We start from the raw sequence: 17,043 nt of genomic DNA, 5'->3' as shown, positions 1-17,043 counted from the left end.
ACTGGAAGAGTCTTCTGTGATTTATTTATATAAAGGAAAGAATTATTACTTAGGTACTTAATTTTTTAATTTTAGATTCATAAAAAAACTTCTCTTTCCCTCTGATAAGGGAAAGAGAAGTAATGATTACCTAGAAATACTACGCTTGACTTGTTTGAAAATTGAACTTTTAGGCTCAGATTTTAAACCTTACGTGAGTAGTACTCAACTACAAGTAATTCATTGATTTCTATTGCCACCCATTCCCTTTCACATCTTCCAGTTACTTTGCCAGACAGTTTCTGTTTATCTAGTTCGAGATGGGGAGGTACGTTTGCAAGTCCTGGAAACTCAAGGTTAGCCTCGGCTAATTTCTTACTTCCTTTCCTTTCTCGAATTGCAATTACATCATTAGGTTTACATTGGTAGCTTGCAATATCAGTGATTCGCCCATTTACAGTTACATGACCATGGTTAACAAATTGCCTGGAGCCAGGAATTGTTGGTCCAAAACCAAGGCGGAAACAAACATTGTCTAGTCTACTTTCAAGAAGCTTTAATAAGTTCGTTCCAGTAGATCCTTCTTGAGCACGGGCTTTTTTTACATAACGAACGAGTTGGCGTTCAGAAATCCCGTAATTGAAACGAAGTTTTTGCTTTTCTTCTAGACGGATCGCGTATTCAGAGCGCTTGCGACGGGCTTGGCCGTGCTGACCTGGTGGATGAGACCTTTTAGCGGCCTTCCGGGTGAGACCTGGAAGATCTCCCAAGCGACGCGTGATCCTCAAACGAGGCCCACGGTATCGAGACATAACTTAGAAATTAGAGGACAAATGTGGACTAGATGCGCCATGCTGGAAGTAAATCCTTAATGGTGCCTTCTATTCACTGATTTTATATTCTATCTCTAAAGATGCTCTCAATAATGAATCGGGTTTTAAAATGGTGCCTTATGGCCATGATTAATTTTTACCGTAGATGGCTTTCTCCCTTCTTTGGTCCTCAATGTCGCTTCATTCCAACATGTAGTGAATATGGGCTTGAAGCAATTTCTAGGCATGGACCTTGGAGAGGCTCTTGGCTAACAATTAGGCGACTTGCTCGTTGTCATCCTTGTACTCCATGTGGATGTGACCCAGTACCTGATTGATTGATGAAAGAAGCATCCCTATATCTTTATAGTAGAACTGGCTGTTGTTTATGCGAAGGATTAGAACAGCGGTTAAAAAATGTTGATTTGAGTGAAATAGAGCCCTCTTTGGTCTTGAAGGTTATAGATATTGATAGTGAGTTGATCCCTAAAGATGTTAAAGCTAGTTTTGACCTTAGAGTTCCTGTGTTAGTTCTTTCAAGTAAAGATAAAAACTTAATTATTGAATTGCCAATGGTTTCTCCCAGGCTTAAAGGAAGAGAATTATTGGCTTGGATGCAAAAAACATTGAATAAATTGATTTAATCAAAGATCCTTATGGAAAGATCACTTCATTCTTTAATGCATTCGGTTGGGCTTGAAGTACCTGAAGGTCTTGAGAATCCCTCTATTAATAGTGTTACGTGTGACTCAAGGTACGTAAATAAAGGTGCTTTGTTTTTGGGCTTACCAGGGGAGACATGCGATGGAGGATTGTTTTGGCAAGAAGCTTTTTCAGCTGGAGCAGTCGCTGCAGTTATTAGCTCAGCTGCTTCGGAGGCGAAACCTTCAAATCCAAATGAAACTGTTGTTGTTGTCCCTGACCCCGTTAGTAAATGGATTGGCGAGCTAATTTCAGCTTTTTGTAATAGGCCTTCATTACAGTTGTCATTGATAGGTGTAACGGGAACTAATGGTAAAACTACGACAACTTATTTAATTGACTATTTAAGTTCAGCAGTAGGTAGGCCATCTGCTTTGTTCGGAACACTAGTTAATCGTTGGCCTTCGTATACAGAGACATCAACTCATACAACTGCTTCGGCCCAATTGTTACAAGAAAAGCTTTCTTTAGCAGCGGGTGCTGGAGCTGAAATTGCTGCGATGGAGGTAAGTTCTCATGCAATAGCTCAATGTCGAATTGCAGGTTGTCACTTTTCTGGAGCTGTTTTTACAAATCTTTCACATGACCACCTTGATTATCATGGATCAATGAATGAATATTTTAGTGTTAAAACTCGTTTGTTCCAAAAACCATATCTTGACTCAGACACTCCAAACGCTGTTGTAAACATTGACAATGACTATGGATTTAGTTTAGCTCAAGAGCTTGATAAGCAGTGCTGGCGTTGTTCATTGGATCAGAATAAATATGGCTCTGATAATGTCGAGTTATTTATTGATAATCTGAGAATAACTGCTGATGGAGTCACTGGCTGTCTAAACACTCCAGTAGGGAAAGGCCGCTTTATTTCTCCTCTGATTGGAAAATTTAATTTAATGAATTTACTCCAATCTGTTGGTGCTTTAGTTCAACAAGGGTTGCCGTTGAAGAGCATGTTAGATGCAATCTTCGCTTTTCCAGGTGTTCCAGGCCGTATGGAAAGAATAACTATTGAAGAGATAGATCATAATCCTGAGATGCCTACCGTTATTGTCGATTATGCGCATACTCCAGATGCCTTGGGCAAAGTATTGATCGAACTCAGGCCTTTCACCTCTCGTCGTATTATTTGTGTATTTGGTTGTGGTGGAAATAGAGACAGGGGAAAAAGATCTCAAATGGGTCGTATCGCGGCTAAATATGCTGATTTGTTAATAGTGACATCTGATAACCCTCGAAATGAAGAGCCAATGCAAATAATTGATGATATCTTAAATGGAATACCTACTTATAAGGAGTTGATCGTTGAAGTTGCGCGAGAGCAAGCTATTCAGATTGCCGTCTCTACGGCTTCTTTTGGTGACCTAATTCTAATTGCAGGAAAAGGACATGAGGATTATCAGATCATAGGTAATGAAACAAGGTTTTTTGACGATAAAATCTTTGCTCAAAAAGCTTTGAGGGAAAAGCTAAGTCAATAAAAATATTTTTAAGTAATGGAAGTTTGAATTTCTTTTATAAGAGTATCTACTTCACTCTCTTGAGTAGTTATATGGACACATGCACGTAGCCATTCTGGATCTTCTAATACTCTAATCCATAGAGCTTTCTTGCCTAGATGCCTGACTAAAGTATTTGCTGATTTATTGCTTGTTGTTGTAAAGCTAATTAATCCTGTCGGTGGAGGGCCTTCCAAAATAGTTGTAACCCCTTCTATTGACTTTAGACCTGTCCATAGTCTCATGCTAAGAGTTTGGATCCTTTTAAGTCTGCTATGTACATCACCTTGGGTTTCAAGAAGATCAAGTGAACAACGCAGTCCAGCCAATAAAGGTATGCATGAGGTTGCAATCTCAAAGCGACGAGCATCCTTCTGAAAGGGATGGGGGTTCGCAAAATGAATACCTTCTTCTTTTTGAAGACTTTTCCATCCAATCAGTGTTGGACTTGAGTCTTGAAGAACTCTTTTTGATACAGCTACTCCTCCAAGTCCTTCTGGCCCACAAGCCCATTTATGCCCTGTAAAAGCATATATGTCGGCTGTTTGTGCGGCATCACGAATAGGTATTTGTCCAAAGCTTTGAGCTGCATCTACTAATAAATATGGCTTGACAGGATAAGTTTGAAGTGTTTCCGCTATGAGATTAATTGGCATTATTTGGCCTGTATTCCATAAAACATGAGAAAGAACAACAAGTTTTGTATTTGAACGAATTGCTTTTTTTAATTCTTTTAGAACTAATTCATCGACGGTGTTTCTCTCATTGAGACCTTCTCTAAGTTGCTGTACATGCAAGATGTCAATTTTTAAAGAGTTTCTTTTAGCTATTTCTCGGCATGCAGCTATAACGCCAGGATGTTCACAATCGCCTATTAATATTCTTTGATCAGCTTTGAAAGGTAATCCCCAAAGTGGGAGTACGCATCCGCTAGTAACATTTTCAGTTAAAGCTATTTGATTGCTACTTACGCCACAAAGTCTCCCTAAATACCTTTTGGTTTTTTTAACTTCGTTCATTAGATAGGGCCATACATTATTTGTAAAAGGTCCTAGTTTTTGAATTTCCTCCCAACTAGTTGCTATTGAGTCAAGAGAAGGTGAAGGAAGTGGTCCTTGCCCCCCATAATTAAAATATGATTTATTTTGTAGAGCAGGCATTAGATCTCTTAGATTTAATGCCTGCTCTTTATCTGAGCTAGTTCCTAAACGCATTGTATAATGAAAATGTCTTAAATAATTTCTCCAATTCCATATGACTACTCCTGAAAAAAGTGAAATTAAACTCCAGGAGTGGATTGTTAGATTTGATGGTCAAATTAAACAATCTGAAGAAATTATTGATACTCAAGAATATCATGAAAATTTAAAACAATCATCCAAGTAGTCAACGAGCTATTTAATTATATTTTAGAATACTTTATTATTATAATTTATAAATTCTACGACGTTTGTCTTTATATTTAGTCTAAATTGAGATTAGATTTTGAATTAAACTTTCAATAACCTGAAGGATTTGGAGTTTGTTAAATGTTTCGTGACTCATCTAAGAAATCTTGGGATGATTTTTATGAGAGTTATGATGGAAAGTTTGATGAGCGAAATATGCTTCATATAACTATTGCTCCTCAATTCAAAGCGGAACTAGAATCTTTGGGTTATAAGAGGCAGAGTCTCGAGGAGAATTGGCATAAGCCTATTGAGGGGGAATATAAATTAGATGAGGAAGGAAATCTTGTTGTTATTCATAGCTGTCCGGATAGGGAGATATTCAATGTTGAAATAAATGAGTTTCTTGAGGATCTTTCAATTAACGAAGATTGGACAGTAAATATTGCGCTTTCCGTAATGTAGTAAATAAAGTTTATGGATGCTAAAAAAAATCAACAATTATTTAATTTAACAGACTTTAATTTATACTAAAAGAAGTTTATTTGACAATGACTTGCATGAAATTCGATATAGGCCCACTTAAGTTTGATTTGGGTGATTTTACCTTCAGTAGATTTATGAGTGTATTGCTAATATTAGGATTCTTTGCTTTGCTCTTCTATAACTCAACTCTTTGAATTGCATAAAGTTAATAAAAGCAAAGTAAATCTAATAGATTTAATAGTTTCCTTCATGTGTTTAATTTTTAAAGTAATGATGCATTAAGACTTTGCCCCAAGCCTTAATGCATTATTACTGCTTACGAATAGCACATTTAAAATGCCATTCCTTTAGCAATTTATATTTTATAGTTTTATTCTTATCAGCCTACCTTTTTTTTACTGAATAACTCTATCTAGATAAAATTTTTACAATTCATTAGACCAAATTTTTCAATAAAATATGAATATGTATTAGATTTTCAAATAATAGTTCATCTAATGAAATTCATTAGAATATTTCCCCCTTCATGATTCAGTATCAGAGCTGGATTAAAAAGTCTCGAAATAGATAATTTTGATGTAGAGTAATTCGAAATTATTATTGATAGGTATGGAAGTTGCGACTCAAGACCCTGCTCTTAATGCAATTATTGGAGGGATTTTGCTAGTAGTGTTTGGATCTTTGGCTTATGGTATATATGCTTCTTTTGGGCCTGGCAAAAAGGATCTAAGAGACACAATTGATGAGCATGCGAGAATGCATGAGTTAGGAATTGCACATGGGCATAGTCCTAAGGATAAGCATAATCCTGCAAGGTCTCTTTTCTGAAGTACAACTATTCAGTATTACCAATATATTTAAAGGTATATATCTTTAAATATAAGACATGCTTACCTTGCTTTTCAACATAGATTGAGAACTATTGAGATTCTCAATCTATGTTGTTTTTATTTCTCTTTTAGTACTTTTTTATTCTTGGGACGGGTTTATTTTCAATTTTTGCCTTGTAAAGAACTAAAGTTTATAAGGGACTAATTTTATTATTTGAAAATAATGGAAGCAATCCAAAGCTTAGGCCCTGGTTATGGTTTGGTTACCATGAAATGCTTATAAGTATTTTGACTGGTTTTGCGGCGGGAGCTATCCATGTGGTTGGTGGGGCTGATCACTTGGTCGCCATGGCTCCAACTGCAATAAATAAGCCAAGACTAGCTTTAAGGGATGGCCTTGCTTGGGGTTTAGGGCATTCGACAGGTGTTGTTTTGCTTGCCTCTTTGGCTGTTGTTGCCAAAGACTTAGTGAATATTGAGCAGCTATCTTCAGTTGCTGAATCTATAGTTGGAATAACTCTTTTAATTGTTGGTACTATTGCAATAAAAACATCTCTTGGGTTGAATATTCATATTCATAATCATCAACATGGAAGTGCTAATCAGCATCATCATGTTCACTTGCATTTATTAGGTAGAAAGATTCATGGACGTCATACCCATGCCTCTACTGGATTGGGTCTTATTCATGGAATGGCTGGTGCAAGTCATCTACTTGCTGTAATCCCAGCTTTAGCTTTACCAACATTAGGAGCCATTTCTTATATATTTGCCTATCTTCTTGGTTCTATGGCTGCAATGGCCTCAGTTGTATTGGGCATTTCATTTACTTCTATGAAGGCGGGACAGAAAATATCTCCAAGGTTATTAGGATTTACAGGTGGTCTTTCAATTGTAACCGGTTTGTTTTGGCTTCAGAAAAATCCGATAATTGGCTGATTAAATGATTTTATTTTCCATCTGAACTTTTATTTAATATTGGTAAAGATAAGAAAGATTCTGCTATACCTACTAGATTTTGTTTCTGAATAAAACCAAAATGTCTGCTATCTTTACTGAAATCCTTATTATCACCAATTATAAAATATTTATCTTTTTCTTTCCTTTCTAGACGTTTAACTATTAAATAATTAGCTTTTAAAGGATGCTTGCTTATTACAATACTCCCTTTTTCTAAACAATCATTTATGTAATTTATATTGATAGCTTTATAAATTACTAAATCTCCATGCTTCAGAGTAGGAAGCATGGAGATACCTTTAACTCGGCAAATAAACCTTTTGCCAATTATCAGAAGTAAAAGATGGTATAAGTTTGCTTTTTTTATTTTTATCTTGTAATTAGCTCGCAGTAACCCATTTATCAGATCTTCCTTTCGACTGCCAGAACATATTGTGTATCTTCTCTACTGATTGCATTAATTCTTCTGCCTTGTCTTGATCAACATTTACCTTGGTCGCACTGCAGAGTTTAGAAGCTTGCCAGAAAGTTTCATGTAGGTCTGGGAAAGTTGCTAGATGCTCAGGCTTGAAATAATCAGTCCAAAGAATTAAAAGTTCTTTTTTTGTTTCTTTAGCTTGATCTTCTTTTATTGCAACGTATCTAGAAAATGTGTTGTTGTAATTGGCCCATGCTTTTGCATCGTTACCTGTTGGTAGTTCGAGTGCAAGAATCTTTTTAGTCATAGACAAAACTGCTTCTGCTGCAACTCTTGCAGAAGCAGGATCGTATACCCCGCAAGGTCCATCACAATGAGCATGAACTGTTTGAACAGGAATTTTATTGAAAATTGCTGAGAGAACCTTACGGAACATCTGTTACAGAAAAAACTTGATATCACATTACTGGTCAATTAGGACTATCGCCATATCTGTTGAATAGTTTCTTGTTTCGCTCAAATTATCGTTTAGGAAATTAATTGACCTCTAATAATTCAACTTCAAATATCAAAGTTGAATTAGCAGGAATAGGTCCAATGCCTCTGCTCCCATAACCTAGTTCAGGTGGAATGATTAACTTTCTCTTCCCACCGACTTTCATTCCAGAAACTCCTTCATCCCAACCTTTTATTACTTGTCCTGCTCCAAGAGGAAAAGTAAAAGGAGATCTGCCATAGCTGCTATCAAACTCTTTGCCATTCTCAAGGGTGCCTCTGTAATTGACGGATACATTTTTGCCTGCCGAAGCTTCTGAGCCACTGCCTACCTCTAGCTCTGAAAATTTCAAACCACTTGATGTGACTTGGAAAGTTTCAGCCTTTTGAGGCTCGCCCAAAGGCGATACTTTTTTAGTTTGATTATTAGTTGCCATGATGAAAAGAGTAGGGTTTGTTTCTTCTGGATCCAGCTCAAAAGGATTGGTAATAACAGAGTTACTTTGGCTGGTTTGTAGATCTTGGAGGATACTTGTTTTAAATTCGGTAGCGTCTAATGTTGAAGGAGTGATTACTTGACTGATAACAGCAATAATCAAGCAACCTATAAAGATTGAAAAACTTATAAAAATGTCTTTCATAGTAATCCATGTTTCATACCAAAGTAATTCTCTCAGAGAATGTTCCAGTTATTAATGTTTTATAAAATTAATATTTCCAAAGAACGTTTTTTCTCTTCTGCTCAAGCCTCAATAGGAGGGATTCTCGCTGGTTTGATTCTTGGCTCACCTTATGGCTTTTTTATGCCATTTGCTATTACCTCTCTTTGGGCGGCTACAAAATACTCTTCTTCTGGTTTTTTATGGGGTGGTTTTGCAGTCCTTATTAGTCATAAATGGCTATTAGCATTGCACCCACTCTCTTGGATAGGCATACCATCTTTCCTTAGCTTGCTAATTGCAATTCTGATTTGGCTTTTTTGTGGATTGTGCGGAGCGGCTCTTGTATGTTCTTGGTCGTTTTTAAGGATAAAAATATACCGCGAGCCAAATTTATACCTGCCGTTTAAAAAACAAATTTTCTATGCGACTTTTTTTGCAAGTATTTGGGGAATTACAGAGACTTTGCTTTCTCAATCTCCTTTGTTTTGGATAGGGATTGGATCAAGTCTGCTCCCGGGTGATCTTTTTTTAGCAGGCTTATCTAGATGGATTGGATCTGGTGGGCTGGCTTTTCTGCAACTTCTTATTGGTTGGTGGTTATGGCAAATAATTCTATGTTTTCAAAATTTAAGAAGAGCTAAAAATTTAATAGTTTTTGGAATGATTTCTTTATTTATGGGCCATTTTTTGGGATGGAGCTTATTGAATCAAGAAATTATTGGTAAATCAATTTCTGTCGCTACCTGGCAAACTGATATTCCCATTAGAGATAAATTCAGTAAAAACAATCTTGCGCGCCTTCCTCAAGACATTCAATCATCTTTAGCAACTGCTGAAGGCCTTGGTGCCTCCATTTTACTGGCCCCAGAAGGTACGTTGCCTTTAAATCAAAATTTGATTGCTCCAGCACCAATTGATTTTTTAACAGGCGGTTTTAGATTAATAGAAGGTAGTCAGAGAAGTTCATTACTCGCTATTGATAAAGGAGACACGAAATTCTCGAAATCTCTTGATAAACATCGTTTAGTTCCTTTAGGAGAATGGGTGCCAAATTTGCCATTCCTTTCTCAGACTGGTTTGTCGGCTGTTGGAGGATTGGATCCTGGAGGTTCTTCTAGATTATTCATTTGGAATGGTCCTTCTGCAGCAGGCGCAATTTGTTATGAGTTAAGTGATGGAAAAGCCTTAGCAAAAGCTTCTAATGAAGGAGGCGAATGGATAATAGCTTTGGCAAATCTTGATCCTTTTCCAATATCTCTTCAGAAGCAATATCTTTCTTTAGCACAAGTAAGAAGTATTGAGACTGCTAGAGATCTAATAAGCGTATCTAATACAGGACCGACTTCTTTAATTCAAAGTTCTGGAAAAGTACAATATATATCTCAACCTTTTAAGGATGAAGTTGCTGTTACTAAAGTTTCTTTACGAAAGGTTAAAACACTATATTCAAGGCATGGTGATGCACTCTTGATAATTATTTTTTTAGTGAGTCTAATTACTGTTATTTATTTAGAATTAAGAGATTAACTCTTAGAAATAAGTTATTAATCTTTTTCAATTAAACCTCCTCCTAGAAGAACTTCGCCTGAATAAAAAACCGCTGCTTGTCCAGGTGTAATTGAAAACTGTTCCTCTTTAAAAAAAACTTCACAACGGTATGGCCGACTATCTTCGATATCTTTCTCTAATGGCTTTATAGGGGTTAAGGATGCAAGTATAGGAAGGCTTCTATAACGTAATTGAACTTCAATATCAATTGATTCTTCTGGAGGGGAAATTGATACCCAATTAACTTTCCCAACAGTGCAGCTTGATTTCCCGGCTTCAGCTCTTGGACCTACAACAACTCTATTCATAGAAGAGTCTAGCTTTATTACATGAAGTGGTGTTTTCCAAGACACTCCAAGCCCTCTCCTTTGCCCAATTGTGAAATGTTCAATCCCATCATGCTCTCCAACGAGTGTTCCATCTTTGAGTACTATTTCTCCTTTCCTTTCAGGTAGATAATTGTCAAGAAAAGCTTTCATCGAACCATGGTGCTCAGAAAGACATAGATCTTGGCTTTCTGGCTTTTGCGCAGTACGTAATCCATACTTTGAAGCCATCTCCCTTGTTTCTTCTTTTGTTAACTCACCAAGAGGAAAAACAACATTTTCTAGAACAGATTGAGAGAGATCATATAAAAAGTAACTTTGATCTTTATTCCTATCTAGTCCTCTTAAAAGCTTATGCTTTTTATTTCCAGATTTAAATGAAAAGTTATAAGTATCATTTGCATATTTTATTCTTGCATAATGCCCAGTAGCGACTCTTTTGAAATTTAAATTTGATTTAGCCCAATGAAGCATCTCAGAGAACTTTACTGATCGATTGCATTGTGAACAAGGTGATGGAGTTATTCCTTCTTGATAGCCATTTATAAGTCTTTCAATAATTTCTCTTTTGAAAGTTTCTCTTGCATCCACTACATGATGTTTAATTCCTAGTTGTTCACAGATGCCAGCAGCATCAATTAAACCATCTGAGCAGCATGAGCCTTGTCCTTTTAAAAGCCATAGTGTTAAACCTTCTACCTCCCATCCTGCTTCGACTAAAAGCGCTGCAGTTAAAGAACTATCAACTCCTCCTGAAAGTCCAACAGCAATTAAATGCTCTCCTTGCAAACGTTCTAATCTTTTGATTGCTTCAGAATTGGTGGTTTTGACATTATTCATGTACTAAATATATATAGGATTCTATTTGAATATTGGCATTGGACTTAGTTCCTGATTGACTTGAAAGTATCTATGAAGACTGACTTGCAGTGAATTGGCCTAAAAGAGATTCTGATCATTTGATTGTGTCTGCAGAACAGATGAAGATCTTAGAGAATCAAATCCTATCTAGCGGACTTCCCGAAGAATCTTTAATGGAGAAAGTCGGACAGTTAATGACTAGATGGTTTTTAAAAAATCCTAACCTTCTTTCTAATGGTGTTTTTGTTTTGATTGGCCCAGGGCATAACGGAGGTGATGGTTTAGTTGTTGCTCGAGAATTGCACTTAGCCGGAATAGATGTATCTATTTGGTGCCCTATACCATTGAAAAAAAAATTAACCAAGAATCTGCTTTCTTATTCTTTATCTATTGGTATTAGATGCTTAAAAACCCCCCCAGAGATTTCTAATCAATCTTTATGGATTGATGCTGTTTTTGGCTTGGGGCAATCAAGAGATTTGCCTAAAGATCTTGCTGATTTATTTAAAGCTAGAGAAAAAGAATGTCCTAATAAACTTGTAAGTCTGGATATCCCTTCTGGAATTTGTTCAGATACTGGAAAGCCATTCAAAGGTGGCGCGGCATGTGCACGTTTTACCTTGACTGTTGGTTTATTGAAAAGAGGTTTGCTTCAAGATCAAGCCGTTCCTTATGTAGGTATTTTGAAGAGAATTGACATTGGAATTGATAGCAAATCTATAAATAAATTATTTGATCAATTACCTCTAAAAATCTCTTCTTCGGATCTTGTTGAGCTTGCATGGCCATTTGCTTCTCCAACTGCATCGAAATATCAACGAGGAAGGGTTTTAGTTATTTCTGGGAGCAGAAAATATATGGGTGCATCTTTTCTATCAATGAGAGGAGCATTGGCTAGCGGTGCTGGGAGTATTCAAGCGGCTTTACCAGAAATTATTGCTAATATGTTTGCTCCTTATATGCCTGAAGTTGTTTTAGCAGGGGTATTGGAGGAGTCTTCGAATAAATCTTCTTCTATAGGAAATTTTATTGAGCAAATAAATATAGATCAATTCGATGCCTTGCTTATAGGACCGGGATTGGGAATTTCTACAGAAGATAGTTGGGATGTTTTATCAGAAAAATTGCAGGAATTTTTGGGCTTAATTGTTCTTGATGCAGATGCTTTAAATCAAATAGCACTTTTAAATAAAAGTTTTGAATGGTTTCAGAAAAGAAAGGGCCCATCATTAATTACTCCTCATATATATGAATTCAGAAGGCTTTTTGGAAGTTTAGATTATTCTGATGCTCTTGATGCTGCTAGGCAAGTCGCATTAAATAGTGGTGCAGGAGTTTTACTTAAAGGTGCTCATTCTGTTTTTTCGGCCCCATCTGGAAAAACTTGGCAAATAATTGGTACAGCCCCATGGACAGCCAGAGCAGGCTTAGGAGACATTTTGGCTGGATTCTTAGCAGGAGTCGGCTCTATTGAATATGCAAGCTCTAAAAAGTTTGATTGGGATATCATTGCTGCCTCAATTCTTGTTCACGCAGAAGCTGCAAAAAATTGTCCTGAAGGATCAAATGCAAACTCAATAACGAGCTTTTTAGCAAGTTATGTAAGAGACCTCAACTTCACTAAATATCTTGAAAGAGACATTTAAGGGCCTTAAATGGCCTATTTGGGGCCAAATGTTGAGTTTTTTTATCATGAATCTGAAGCCTTTTTGAAGCTATGACGTCTTTTCGATTTTTTGTAGGAGAGTCACTGTCATCTAAATGGAGCGAAGAAAAATATGGTCTCATCAGCTCCCAAGCCGGTTGTATCTCAAAAACGCCGGAGTAGTGACCCAATTAGTTGGTATTTATCGACGATTGGAAGGGTACCGTTATTGACCCCTGCTGAGGAAATTGAATTAGGGAACCAGGTCCAGACAATGATGGGTTTAACTGAAGATGGAACGAAGGATGAAAAAAGTGATGAATTTACTTCTCACCAACGTCGATTAATTCGACTTGGCAGAAGAGCAAAAGAAAGAATGATGAAGGCAAATCTTCGTTTAGTTGTAAGTGTGGCTAAAAAATATCAAGGTAAAGGGCTTGAATTGCTTGATCTTGTTCAAGAAGGATCTTTAGGATTGGAGAGAGCGGTAGAGAAATTTGATCCAACCAGAGGCTATAAGTTTTCGACTTATGCTTTTTGGTGGATAAGGCAAAGTATGACTAGAGCAATAGCCTGTCAATCACGAACAATTCGATTACCTGTTCATTTAAGTGAAAGATTGGCAACTATTAGAAAGGTTAGTTTGGATTTGGCCCATAAATTAGGGGCAATGCCAAGCCGGTTAGAGATTGCAGAAGCTATGGAGATAGAGGTAGAAGAGCTTGATTCAATCCTTAGACAAGCTTTAACTACAAGTAGCCTTGACGCGCCAGTAAATGGTGATGAAGGTCGTAGCTTTTTGGGGGATTTAATTGCTGATAGTTCTTTAGAGGAGCCTCTAGACAAAGTTGAACAGAGGATTCACCAAGAGCAATTGGGTCGTTGGTTAAGTCACTTAAGTGAACAAGAACAACATGTTATTAGGCTTAGGTTTGGACTCGAAGGTAATGAGAGACATACCCTTGCTGAAATAGGCAGATTATTGCAAGTATCTAGAGAAAGGGTCCGTCAAGTTGAGCTAAAGGCGCTTAGAAAATTGAGAAATTTAACAAGAAAGCTTCCTAGTGGAATTTAGTTTTTTAACTCTCTGCCCAAATGTAATTTGTTAGTTCTTCTGGCTTTGGCTCGGGTGCGCTTAAAGCAAATTCAATAGCGTCTTTGACTTCGGTATCGATTTCCTTTTCTATTTCTCTTAAATCATTTAATGAAGCTATTCCAAGATCTATTAGATCAGACTCGAGCTTTTTTAAAGGGTCTCTAGTTGCCCAGAATTCCTTCTCTTCTGCTGATCTAAGTTCGTCTGGATCAGCAAGTGAGTGCCCTCTGAATCTATAAGTTAAGCATTCGAGCAAAGTAGGTCCTTCGCCGGCTCTTGCTCTCTCAAGAGCTCGCTGAGCAGCTCCTCTGACAGCAAGAACATCCATTCCGTCCACTTCCTCTCCTTTCATCCCAAAAGCATCTGCCTTCCTCCAGATCTCAGGATCACTAGTAGCTCTGTCATGAGCCATTCCTATAGCCCATTTATTATTTTCTACGACGAAAATGATCGGCAGTTTCCAAAGTTGGGCCATGTTTAAGCATTCAAAAAATTGACCATTGTTACAAGTCCCGTCACCAAAGAATGCTGCAGTGACAGAATCGCTGGATTTTTCACCAAGAGCATCTCTTTTGTATTTACTGCTAAATGCTGCTCCAAGCGCTACTGGAATACCTTCTCCTATAAATGCATAGCCACCTAATAAGTGATGTTCTTTAGAGAAAAGGTGCATAGATCCACCACGTCCTTTACTACATCCAGTCTCTTTTCCAAAAAGTTCGCTCATGACCTCACGAGCAGGAACTCCTGCACTTAAAGCATGGACATGATCTCGATAGGTACTACAAAACCAATCATGCTGTCTTTTCATTGCGCCAATTACGCCTGTGCTTACAGCTTCTTGACCGTTGTAAAGATGAACAAACCCAAACATCTTTCCTCTGTAATACATTTCTGCACATTTATCTTCAAATCTTCTTCCAAGAGTCATATCTTTAAAAAGATTTAGACCAATTTCACGATTGAGATCTGAGGACTTTTGTGACTTTATTCCGCTTATTCTTTCGGCGTGATCCCCTGCTGCAGAAGGGATGTTGGCTGCCCCGTTAGGGGCTGTTGTTGATGTCTGACTCATGTCAAATCTTCTTATTCCGTATACGACTGTAAGCGCATATGGATTAAAAATGGGCAGAACCCCTTCCAATGCCTAGAGTTTTTATCTAATGGCTTAATAATGATTGGAATTACCGATCGATCATTTCCGCTTGCTGGGTGTTTCCCCCTCTGCTGAGGCGGAAGAAATCCTGAGAGTTTTTCAACTGCGATTAGATCGCATCCCAGATCAGGACTTCACAAATGAAGTTCTATCTCAAAGATCTGAGCTCCTTCGTTTGTCTGCAGACCTCCTTTCGGATGGATCTCAGAGAAAGGAATACGAGAATGCAATTTCTCTTGGTGCTTCTGGTTTGGATTTGTCTTCCAACAGAGAGGTGGCTGGATTAATTCTTCTTTGGGAAGCTGATTTCCCACAAGAGGCGTTTAATCTTGCGAGAAAATCTTTGCAACCCCCTCAAACTCCAGCTCTAGGGAGCGGAAGAGAGGCTGACTTAGCCCTGTTAGCGGCTTTGTCTTGTCGTGATGCATCAATGCATCAACAAGAACAAAGGCATTATGAATTTGCTGCAGAAATTTTGCAGGAAGGTATCCAGTTGCTTCAAAGGATGGGAAAACTTCCTGAGCAGCAACAATTGCTAGAGGAGGATCTTGAGTTGCTTCTTCCTTTTAGAATCCTAGACTTGTTAAGCAGAGAGCTTGATGATACTCATTCGCATCAAGTAGGACTGAATTTATTAGAGTCTTTTATTGCTAAGAGAGGCGGGCTTGAGGGGAGAGGAAAAATTAGAAACTTTGGAGGTTTGAAACAAGGAGACTTTGAGCTCTTCTTTCAACAAATCAGATCCTTCTTAACAGTACAAGAGCAAATTGATTTGTTTATTAATTTATATAGGCAGGGCTCTGTAGATGCAGGGTTCTTATCGTCAATCTCCTTAGTTGCCTCAGGATTTACGTTTAAAAGACCTGACCATTTGCAAGAAGCCAGGAAATATTTAAAAGCTCTTAATTATGAGGGCCTAGACCCGATGCCTTTAATTGGTTGTATTGACTTGCTTTTAGGCGACATTAAACAAGCTCAGGCACGTTTTAGAAGTAGTAATGATCCTGAATTAAAAGAATGGCTTGATAATTACCCTGGCGAAGAGTTAGCAGCATTTTGTCATTATTGTAGAAATTGGCTTCAAAATGATGTCTTAAGGAGTTTTAGAGATATTCAGAATATTTACCCAGACTTGGATGCCTGGTTTTCTGATCAGAATGTTCAGGAATATCTAGAACAATTAGATTCAAAAGGAGCAAGGGGATTAGCTAGAGCAGGAAGAACTTTTATTTCATCTTTAACACCTGAAAAATCAGGATCAATCTCACTTCAAGAAACTAGTGAATCAGAAGGTTCCTTGCCAATGCCAGGAGGCTTAACAGATACAGTAGAGGAATTAAATTCTTCATTGGATGAAACCTCAGAGAATGGCTTGTTAGAAAAGGTTTTTGATCTAACTGATTTAGTTGATTCAATTAGAATTAATATTTCGAATTTAAGTGTTGCTGAAATTAGATCAAGACTTATTCGTAATCCCCGTTCAACTTCTGTCATTGTATTTTTTGCATTATTCTTTGCAGGAACATTAATAGGGTTAGTTAATCTAAATCTAAAGTCAAATAATGGTTCGAATATCAAGGAATTTTCAAAAACAAAAGTTATGAAATCACTTGATAAGGAAATTAATAATAAGATCACCTTAAAAGAGGATCTTATTATTAATAAGAGTAAAATTAAGAATAAAGGAGAAACATTAAATCCTTCTCAAGTCAAAATTAAAACTAATGATCAAAAATTTAAACCTTTAATAAGTGAAACCCCATCTGTTGAGCAAGTAAAGAAATTAATAGAAGAATGGCTCTATGCTAAATCAACTATACTTTCAGGTGGAAAAGATGTAGATTTTTCTAAGTTTGCAAGGGAAAATCTTGCAAAAAGAGTTGATATGGAGCGCTCTAAAGATATTTCTTTAGGGCAAAAGCAAATTATAAATGCTTCTGTTAAATCAATTAAAATTGTTTCACGCTCGAATAAGCGAATAGCCGTTCAAGTCGACTTAAATTATGAGGATAAGAGAATAAATCGCTCTGGAGAGAGTATCTCGGAAACGGTTATACCTTCTTTAAAAGTTCAATATATTCTTGGCAGAGAAAAAGATTTATGGCAATTAGTTGATTATGTTAGTGGGCTTTAGGTTTCTTTATTTTTTTTTATAATAAGTTCTCCCAGTTATTACTTAG

At 37.1% G+C, this 17,043-nt stretch carries 18 protein-coding genes; 11 read left to right on the top strand and 7 right to left on the bottom strand.

What is annotated here, in order from left to right:
• Nucleotides 1-182 precede the first annotated feature (182 nt).
• Nucleotides 183-791 carry a 30S ribosomal protein S4 gene (gene rpsD / locus SOI85_RS04235; protein ID WP_320664985.1) on the bottom strand — a complete coding sequence of 203 codons (609 nt, stop codon included), beginning with the start codon at nt 789-791 and terminating at the stop codon, nt 183-185.
• Nucleotides 792-892: 101 nt separating this feature from the next.
• On the opposite strand from rpsD, the gene yidD reads away from it, so the two are divergent.
• The 3 genes from yidD to SOI85_RS04220 are packed head-to-tail and all read left to right on the top strand — an operon-like array spanning nt 893 to nt 2,974.
• Nucleotides 893-1,129, top strand: coding sequence for a membrane protein insertion efficiency factor YidD (yidD, locus tag SOI85_RS04230; protein ID WP_320664984.1), 237 nt, complete (start codon nt 893-895; stop codon nt 1,127-1,129).
• 3 nt (nt 1,130-1,132) lie between these two features.
• Nucleotides 1,133-1,435 (top strand): glutaredoxin family protein, encoded by a 303-nt coding sequence (locus SOI85_RS04225; RefSeq protein WP_320664983.1) that lies wholly within the window; start codon nt 1,133-1,135, stop codon nt 1,433-1,435.
• 12 nt (nt 1,436-1,447) lie between these two features.
• On the top strand, nt 1,448-2,974 hold the full coding sequence (locus SOI85_RS04220; RefSeq protein ID WP_320664982.1) for a UDP-N-acetylmuramoyl-L-alanyl-D-glutamate--2,6-diaminopimelate ligase: 1,527 nt from the start codon (nt 1,448-1,450) through the stop codon (nt 2,972-2,974).
• A gap of 8 nt (nt 2,975-2,982) precedes the next feature.
• On the opposite strand, the gene SOI85_RS04215 is transcribed toward SOI85_RS04220, so the two are convergent.
• Complete coding sequence (locus SOI85_RS04215; protein ID WP_320664981.1) at nt 2,983-4,206, bottom strand: aminotransferase class V-fold PLP-dependent enzyme; 1,224 nt, start codon at nt 4,204-4,206, stop codon at nt 2,983-2,985.
• A 40-nt stretch (nt 4,207-4,246) separates the two neighbouring features.
• On the opposite strand from SOI85_RS04215, the gene SOI85_RS04210 reads away from it, so the two are divergent.
• The 4 genes from SOI85_RS04210 (at nt 4,247) to SOI85_RS04195 (ending at nt 6,635) form a co-directional block, all read left to right on the top strand.
• Entirely contained in the window at nt 4,247-4,378 is a 132-nt protein-coding gene (locus SOI85_RS04210; protein WP_320664980.1) for a hypothetical protein, read from the top strand.
• Between the two features lie 143 nt (nt 4,379-4,521).
• Nucleotides 4,522-4,845, top strand: a complete 324-nt coding sequence (locus SOI85_RS04205) for a hypothetical protein (protein WP_320664979.1) — start codon at nt 4,522-4,524, stop codon at nt 4,843-4,845.
• A gap of 630 nt (nt 4,846-5,475) precedes the next feature.
• A complete protein-coding gene (psbN, locus tag SOI85_RS04200) occupies nt 5,476-5,694 on the top strand; it encodes a photosystem II reaction center protein PsbN (protein WP_320664978.1) in 219 nt (72 codons plus the stop codon).
• 275 nt (nt 5,695-5,969) lie between these two features.
• On the top strand, nt 5,970-6,635 hold the full coding sequence (locus tag SOI85_RS04195; protein ID WP_320664977.1) for a hydantoin utilization protein A: 666 nt from the start codon (nt 5,970-5,972) through the stop codon (nt 6,633-6,635).
• A gap of 10 nt (nt 6,636-6,645) precedes the next feature.
• Here SOI85_RS04195 and sodX read toward each other — a convergent pair whose 3' ends face one another.
• The 3 genes from sodX to SOI85_RS04180 all read right to left on the bottom strand — a co-directional run bounded on the left by sodX (nt 6,646) and on the right by SOI85_RS04180 (nt 8,210).
• Nucleotides 6,646-6,969, bottom strand: coding sequence for a nickel-type superoxide dismutase maturation protease (gene sodX / locus SOI85_RS04190; RefSeq protein WP_414477808.1), 324 nt, complete (start codon nt 6,967-6,969; stop codon nt 6,646-6,648).
• A gap of 67 nt (nt 6,970-7,036) precedes the next feature.
• Nucleotides 7,037-7,510: a superoxide dismutase, Ni gene (gene sodN, locus SOI85_RS04185; RefSeq protein ID WP_320664976.1), complete on the bottom strand. Its 474-nt coding sequence runs from the start codon at nt 7,508-7,510 to the stop codon at nt 7,037-7,039.
• Between the two features lie 100 nt (nt 7,511-7,610).
• Nucleotides 7,611-8,210 (bottom strand): FKBP-type peptidyl-prolyl cis-trans isomerase, encoded by a 600-nt coding sequence (locus tag SOI85_RS04180; RefSeq protein ID WP_320664975.1) that lies wholly within the window; start codon nt 8,208-8,210, stop codon nt 7,611-7,613.
• 54 nt (nt 8,211-8,264) lie between these two features.
• Here SOI85_RS04180 and SOI85_RS04175 point away from each other — a divergent pair, with 54 nt between their 5' ends.
• Nucleotides 8,265-9,758 carry an apolipoprotein N-acyltransferase gene (locus tag SOI85_RS04175; RefSeq protein WP_320664974.1) on the top strand — a complete coding sequence of 498 codons (1,494 nt, stop codon included), beginning with the start codon at nt 8,265-8,267 and terminating at the stop codon, nt 9,756-9,758.
• Between the two features lie 17 nt (nt 9,759-9,775).
• Here the strand turns inward: SOI85_RS04175 and mnmA are convergent, their stop codons facing one another.
• Nucleotides 9,776-10,945 carry a tRNA 2-thiouridine(34) synthase MnmA gene (mnmA, locus tag SOI85_RS04170; RefSeq protein WP_320664973.1) on the bottom strand — a complete coding sequence of 390 codons (1,170 nt, stop codon included), beginning with the start codon at nt 10,943-10,945 and terminating at the stop codon, nt 9,776-9,778.
• 89 nt (nt 10,946-11,034) lie between these two features.
• Here mnmA and SOI85_RS04165 point away from each other — a divergent pair, with 89 nt between their 5' ends.
• Complete coding sequence (locus SOI85_RS04165; RefSeq protein WP_320664972.1) at nt 11,035-12,612, top strand: NAD(P)H-hydrate dehydratase; 1,578 nt, start codon at nt 11,035-11,037, stop codon at nt 12,610-12,612.
• Between the two features lie 132 nt (nt 12,613-12,744).
• Nucleotides 12,745-13,686 carry an RpoD/SigA family RNA polymerase sigma factor gene (locus SOI85_RS04160; protein WP_320664971.1) on the top strand — a complete coding sequence of 314 codons (942 nt, stop codon included), beginning with the start codon at nt 12,745-12,747 and terminating at the stop codon, nt 13,684-13,686.
• Between the two features lie 4 nt (nt 13,687-13,690).
• Here SOI85_RS04160 and pdhA read toward each other — a convergent pair whose 3' ends face one another.
• A complete protein-coding gene (gene pdhA, locus SOI85_RS04155) occupies nt 13,691-14,782 on the bottom strand; it encodes a pyruvate dehydrogenase (acetyl-transferring) E1 component subunit alpha (RefSeq protein ID WP_320665109.1) in 1,092 nt (363 codons plus the stop codon).
• 103 nt (nt 14,783-14,885) lie between these two features.
• On the opposite strand from pdhA, the gene SOI85_RS04150 reads away from it, so the two are divergent.
• On the top strand, nt 14,886-16,997 hold the full coding sequence (locus SOI85_RS04150; protein WP_320664970.1) for an IMS domain-containing protein: 2,112 nt from the start codon (nt 14,886-14,888) through the stop codon (nt 16,995-16,997).
• Nucleotides 16,998-17,043: the final 46 nt, after the last annotated feature.

The organism is Prochlorococcus sp. MIT 1223 (genome assembly GCF_034092465.1).
Taxonomy (GTDB): domain Bacteria; phylum Cyanobacteriota; class Cyanobacteriia; order PCC-6307; family Cyanobiaceae; genus AG-402-N21.
The sequence above is the reverse complement of the archived record's forward strand: the minus strand, read 5'-3'. Positions and strand labels throughout refer to the sequence as shown.

Excerpts from the sequence above, each read along its gene's own strand:
- rpsD (WP_320664985.1), bottom strand. The coding sequence starts at position 791 with ATGTCTCGATACCGTGGGCCTCGTTTGAGGATCACGCGTCGCTTGGGA.
- yidD (WP_320664984.1), top strand. The coding sequence starts at position 893 with ATGCTCTCAATAATGAATCGGGTTTTAAAATGGTGCCTTATGGCCATG.
- SOI85_RS04225 (WP_320664983.1), top strand. The coding sequence starts at position 1,133 with ATGAAAGAAGCATCCCTATATCTTTATAGTAGAACTGGCTGTTGTTTA.
- SOI85_RS04220 (WP_320664982.1), top strand. The coding sequence starts at position 1,448 with ATGGAAAGATCACTTCATTCTTTAATGCATTCGGTTGGGCTTGAAGTA.
- SOI85_RS04215 (WP_320664981.1), bottom strand. The coding sequence starts at position 4,206 with ATGCGTTTAGGAACTAGCTCAGATAAAGAGCAGGCATTAAATCTAAGA.
- SOI85_RS04210 (WP_320664980.1), top strand. The coding sequence starts at position 4,247 with ATGACTACTCCTGAAAAAAGTGAAATTAAACTCCAGGAGTGGATTGTT.
- SOI85_RS04205 (WP_320664979.1), top strand. The coding sequence starts at position 4,522 with ATGTTTCGTGACTCATCTAAGAAATCTTGGGATGATTTTTATGAGAGT.
- psbN (WP_320664978.1), top strand. The coding sequence starts at position 5,476 with ATGGAAGTTGCGACTCAAGACCCTGCTCTTAATGCAATTATTGGAGGG.
- SOI85_RS04195 (WP_320664977.1), top strand. The coding sequence starts at position 5,970 with ATGCTTATAAGTATTTTGACTGGTTTTGCGGCGGGAGCTATCCATGTG.
- sodN (WP_320664976.1), bottom strand. The coding sequence starts at position 7,510 with ATGTTCCGTAAGGTTCTCTCAGCAATTTTCAATAAAATTCCTGTTCAA.
- SOI85_RS04180 (WP_320664975.1), bottom strand. The coding sequence starts at position 8,210 with ATGAAAGACATTTTTATAAGTTTTTCAATCTTTATAGGTTGCTTGATT.
- SOI85_RS04175 (WP_320664974.1), top strand. The coding sequence starts at position 8,265 with ATGTTTTATAAAATTAATATTTCCAAAGAACGTTTTTTCTCTTCTGCT.
- mnmA (WP_320664973.1), bottom strand. The coding sequence starts at position 10,945 with ATGAATAATGTCAAAACCACCAATTCTGAAGCAATCAAAAGATTAGAA.
- SOI85_RS04160 (WP_320664971.1), top strand. The coding sequence starts at position 12,745 with ATGGTCTCATCAGCTCCCAAGCCGGTTGTATCTCAAAAACGCCGGAGT.
- pdhA (WP_320665109.1), bottom strand. The coding sequence starts at position 14,782 with ATGAGTCAGACATCAACAACAGCCCCTAACGGGGCAGCCAACATCCCT.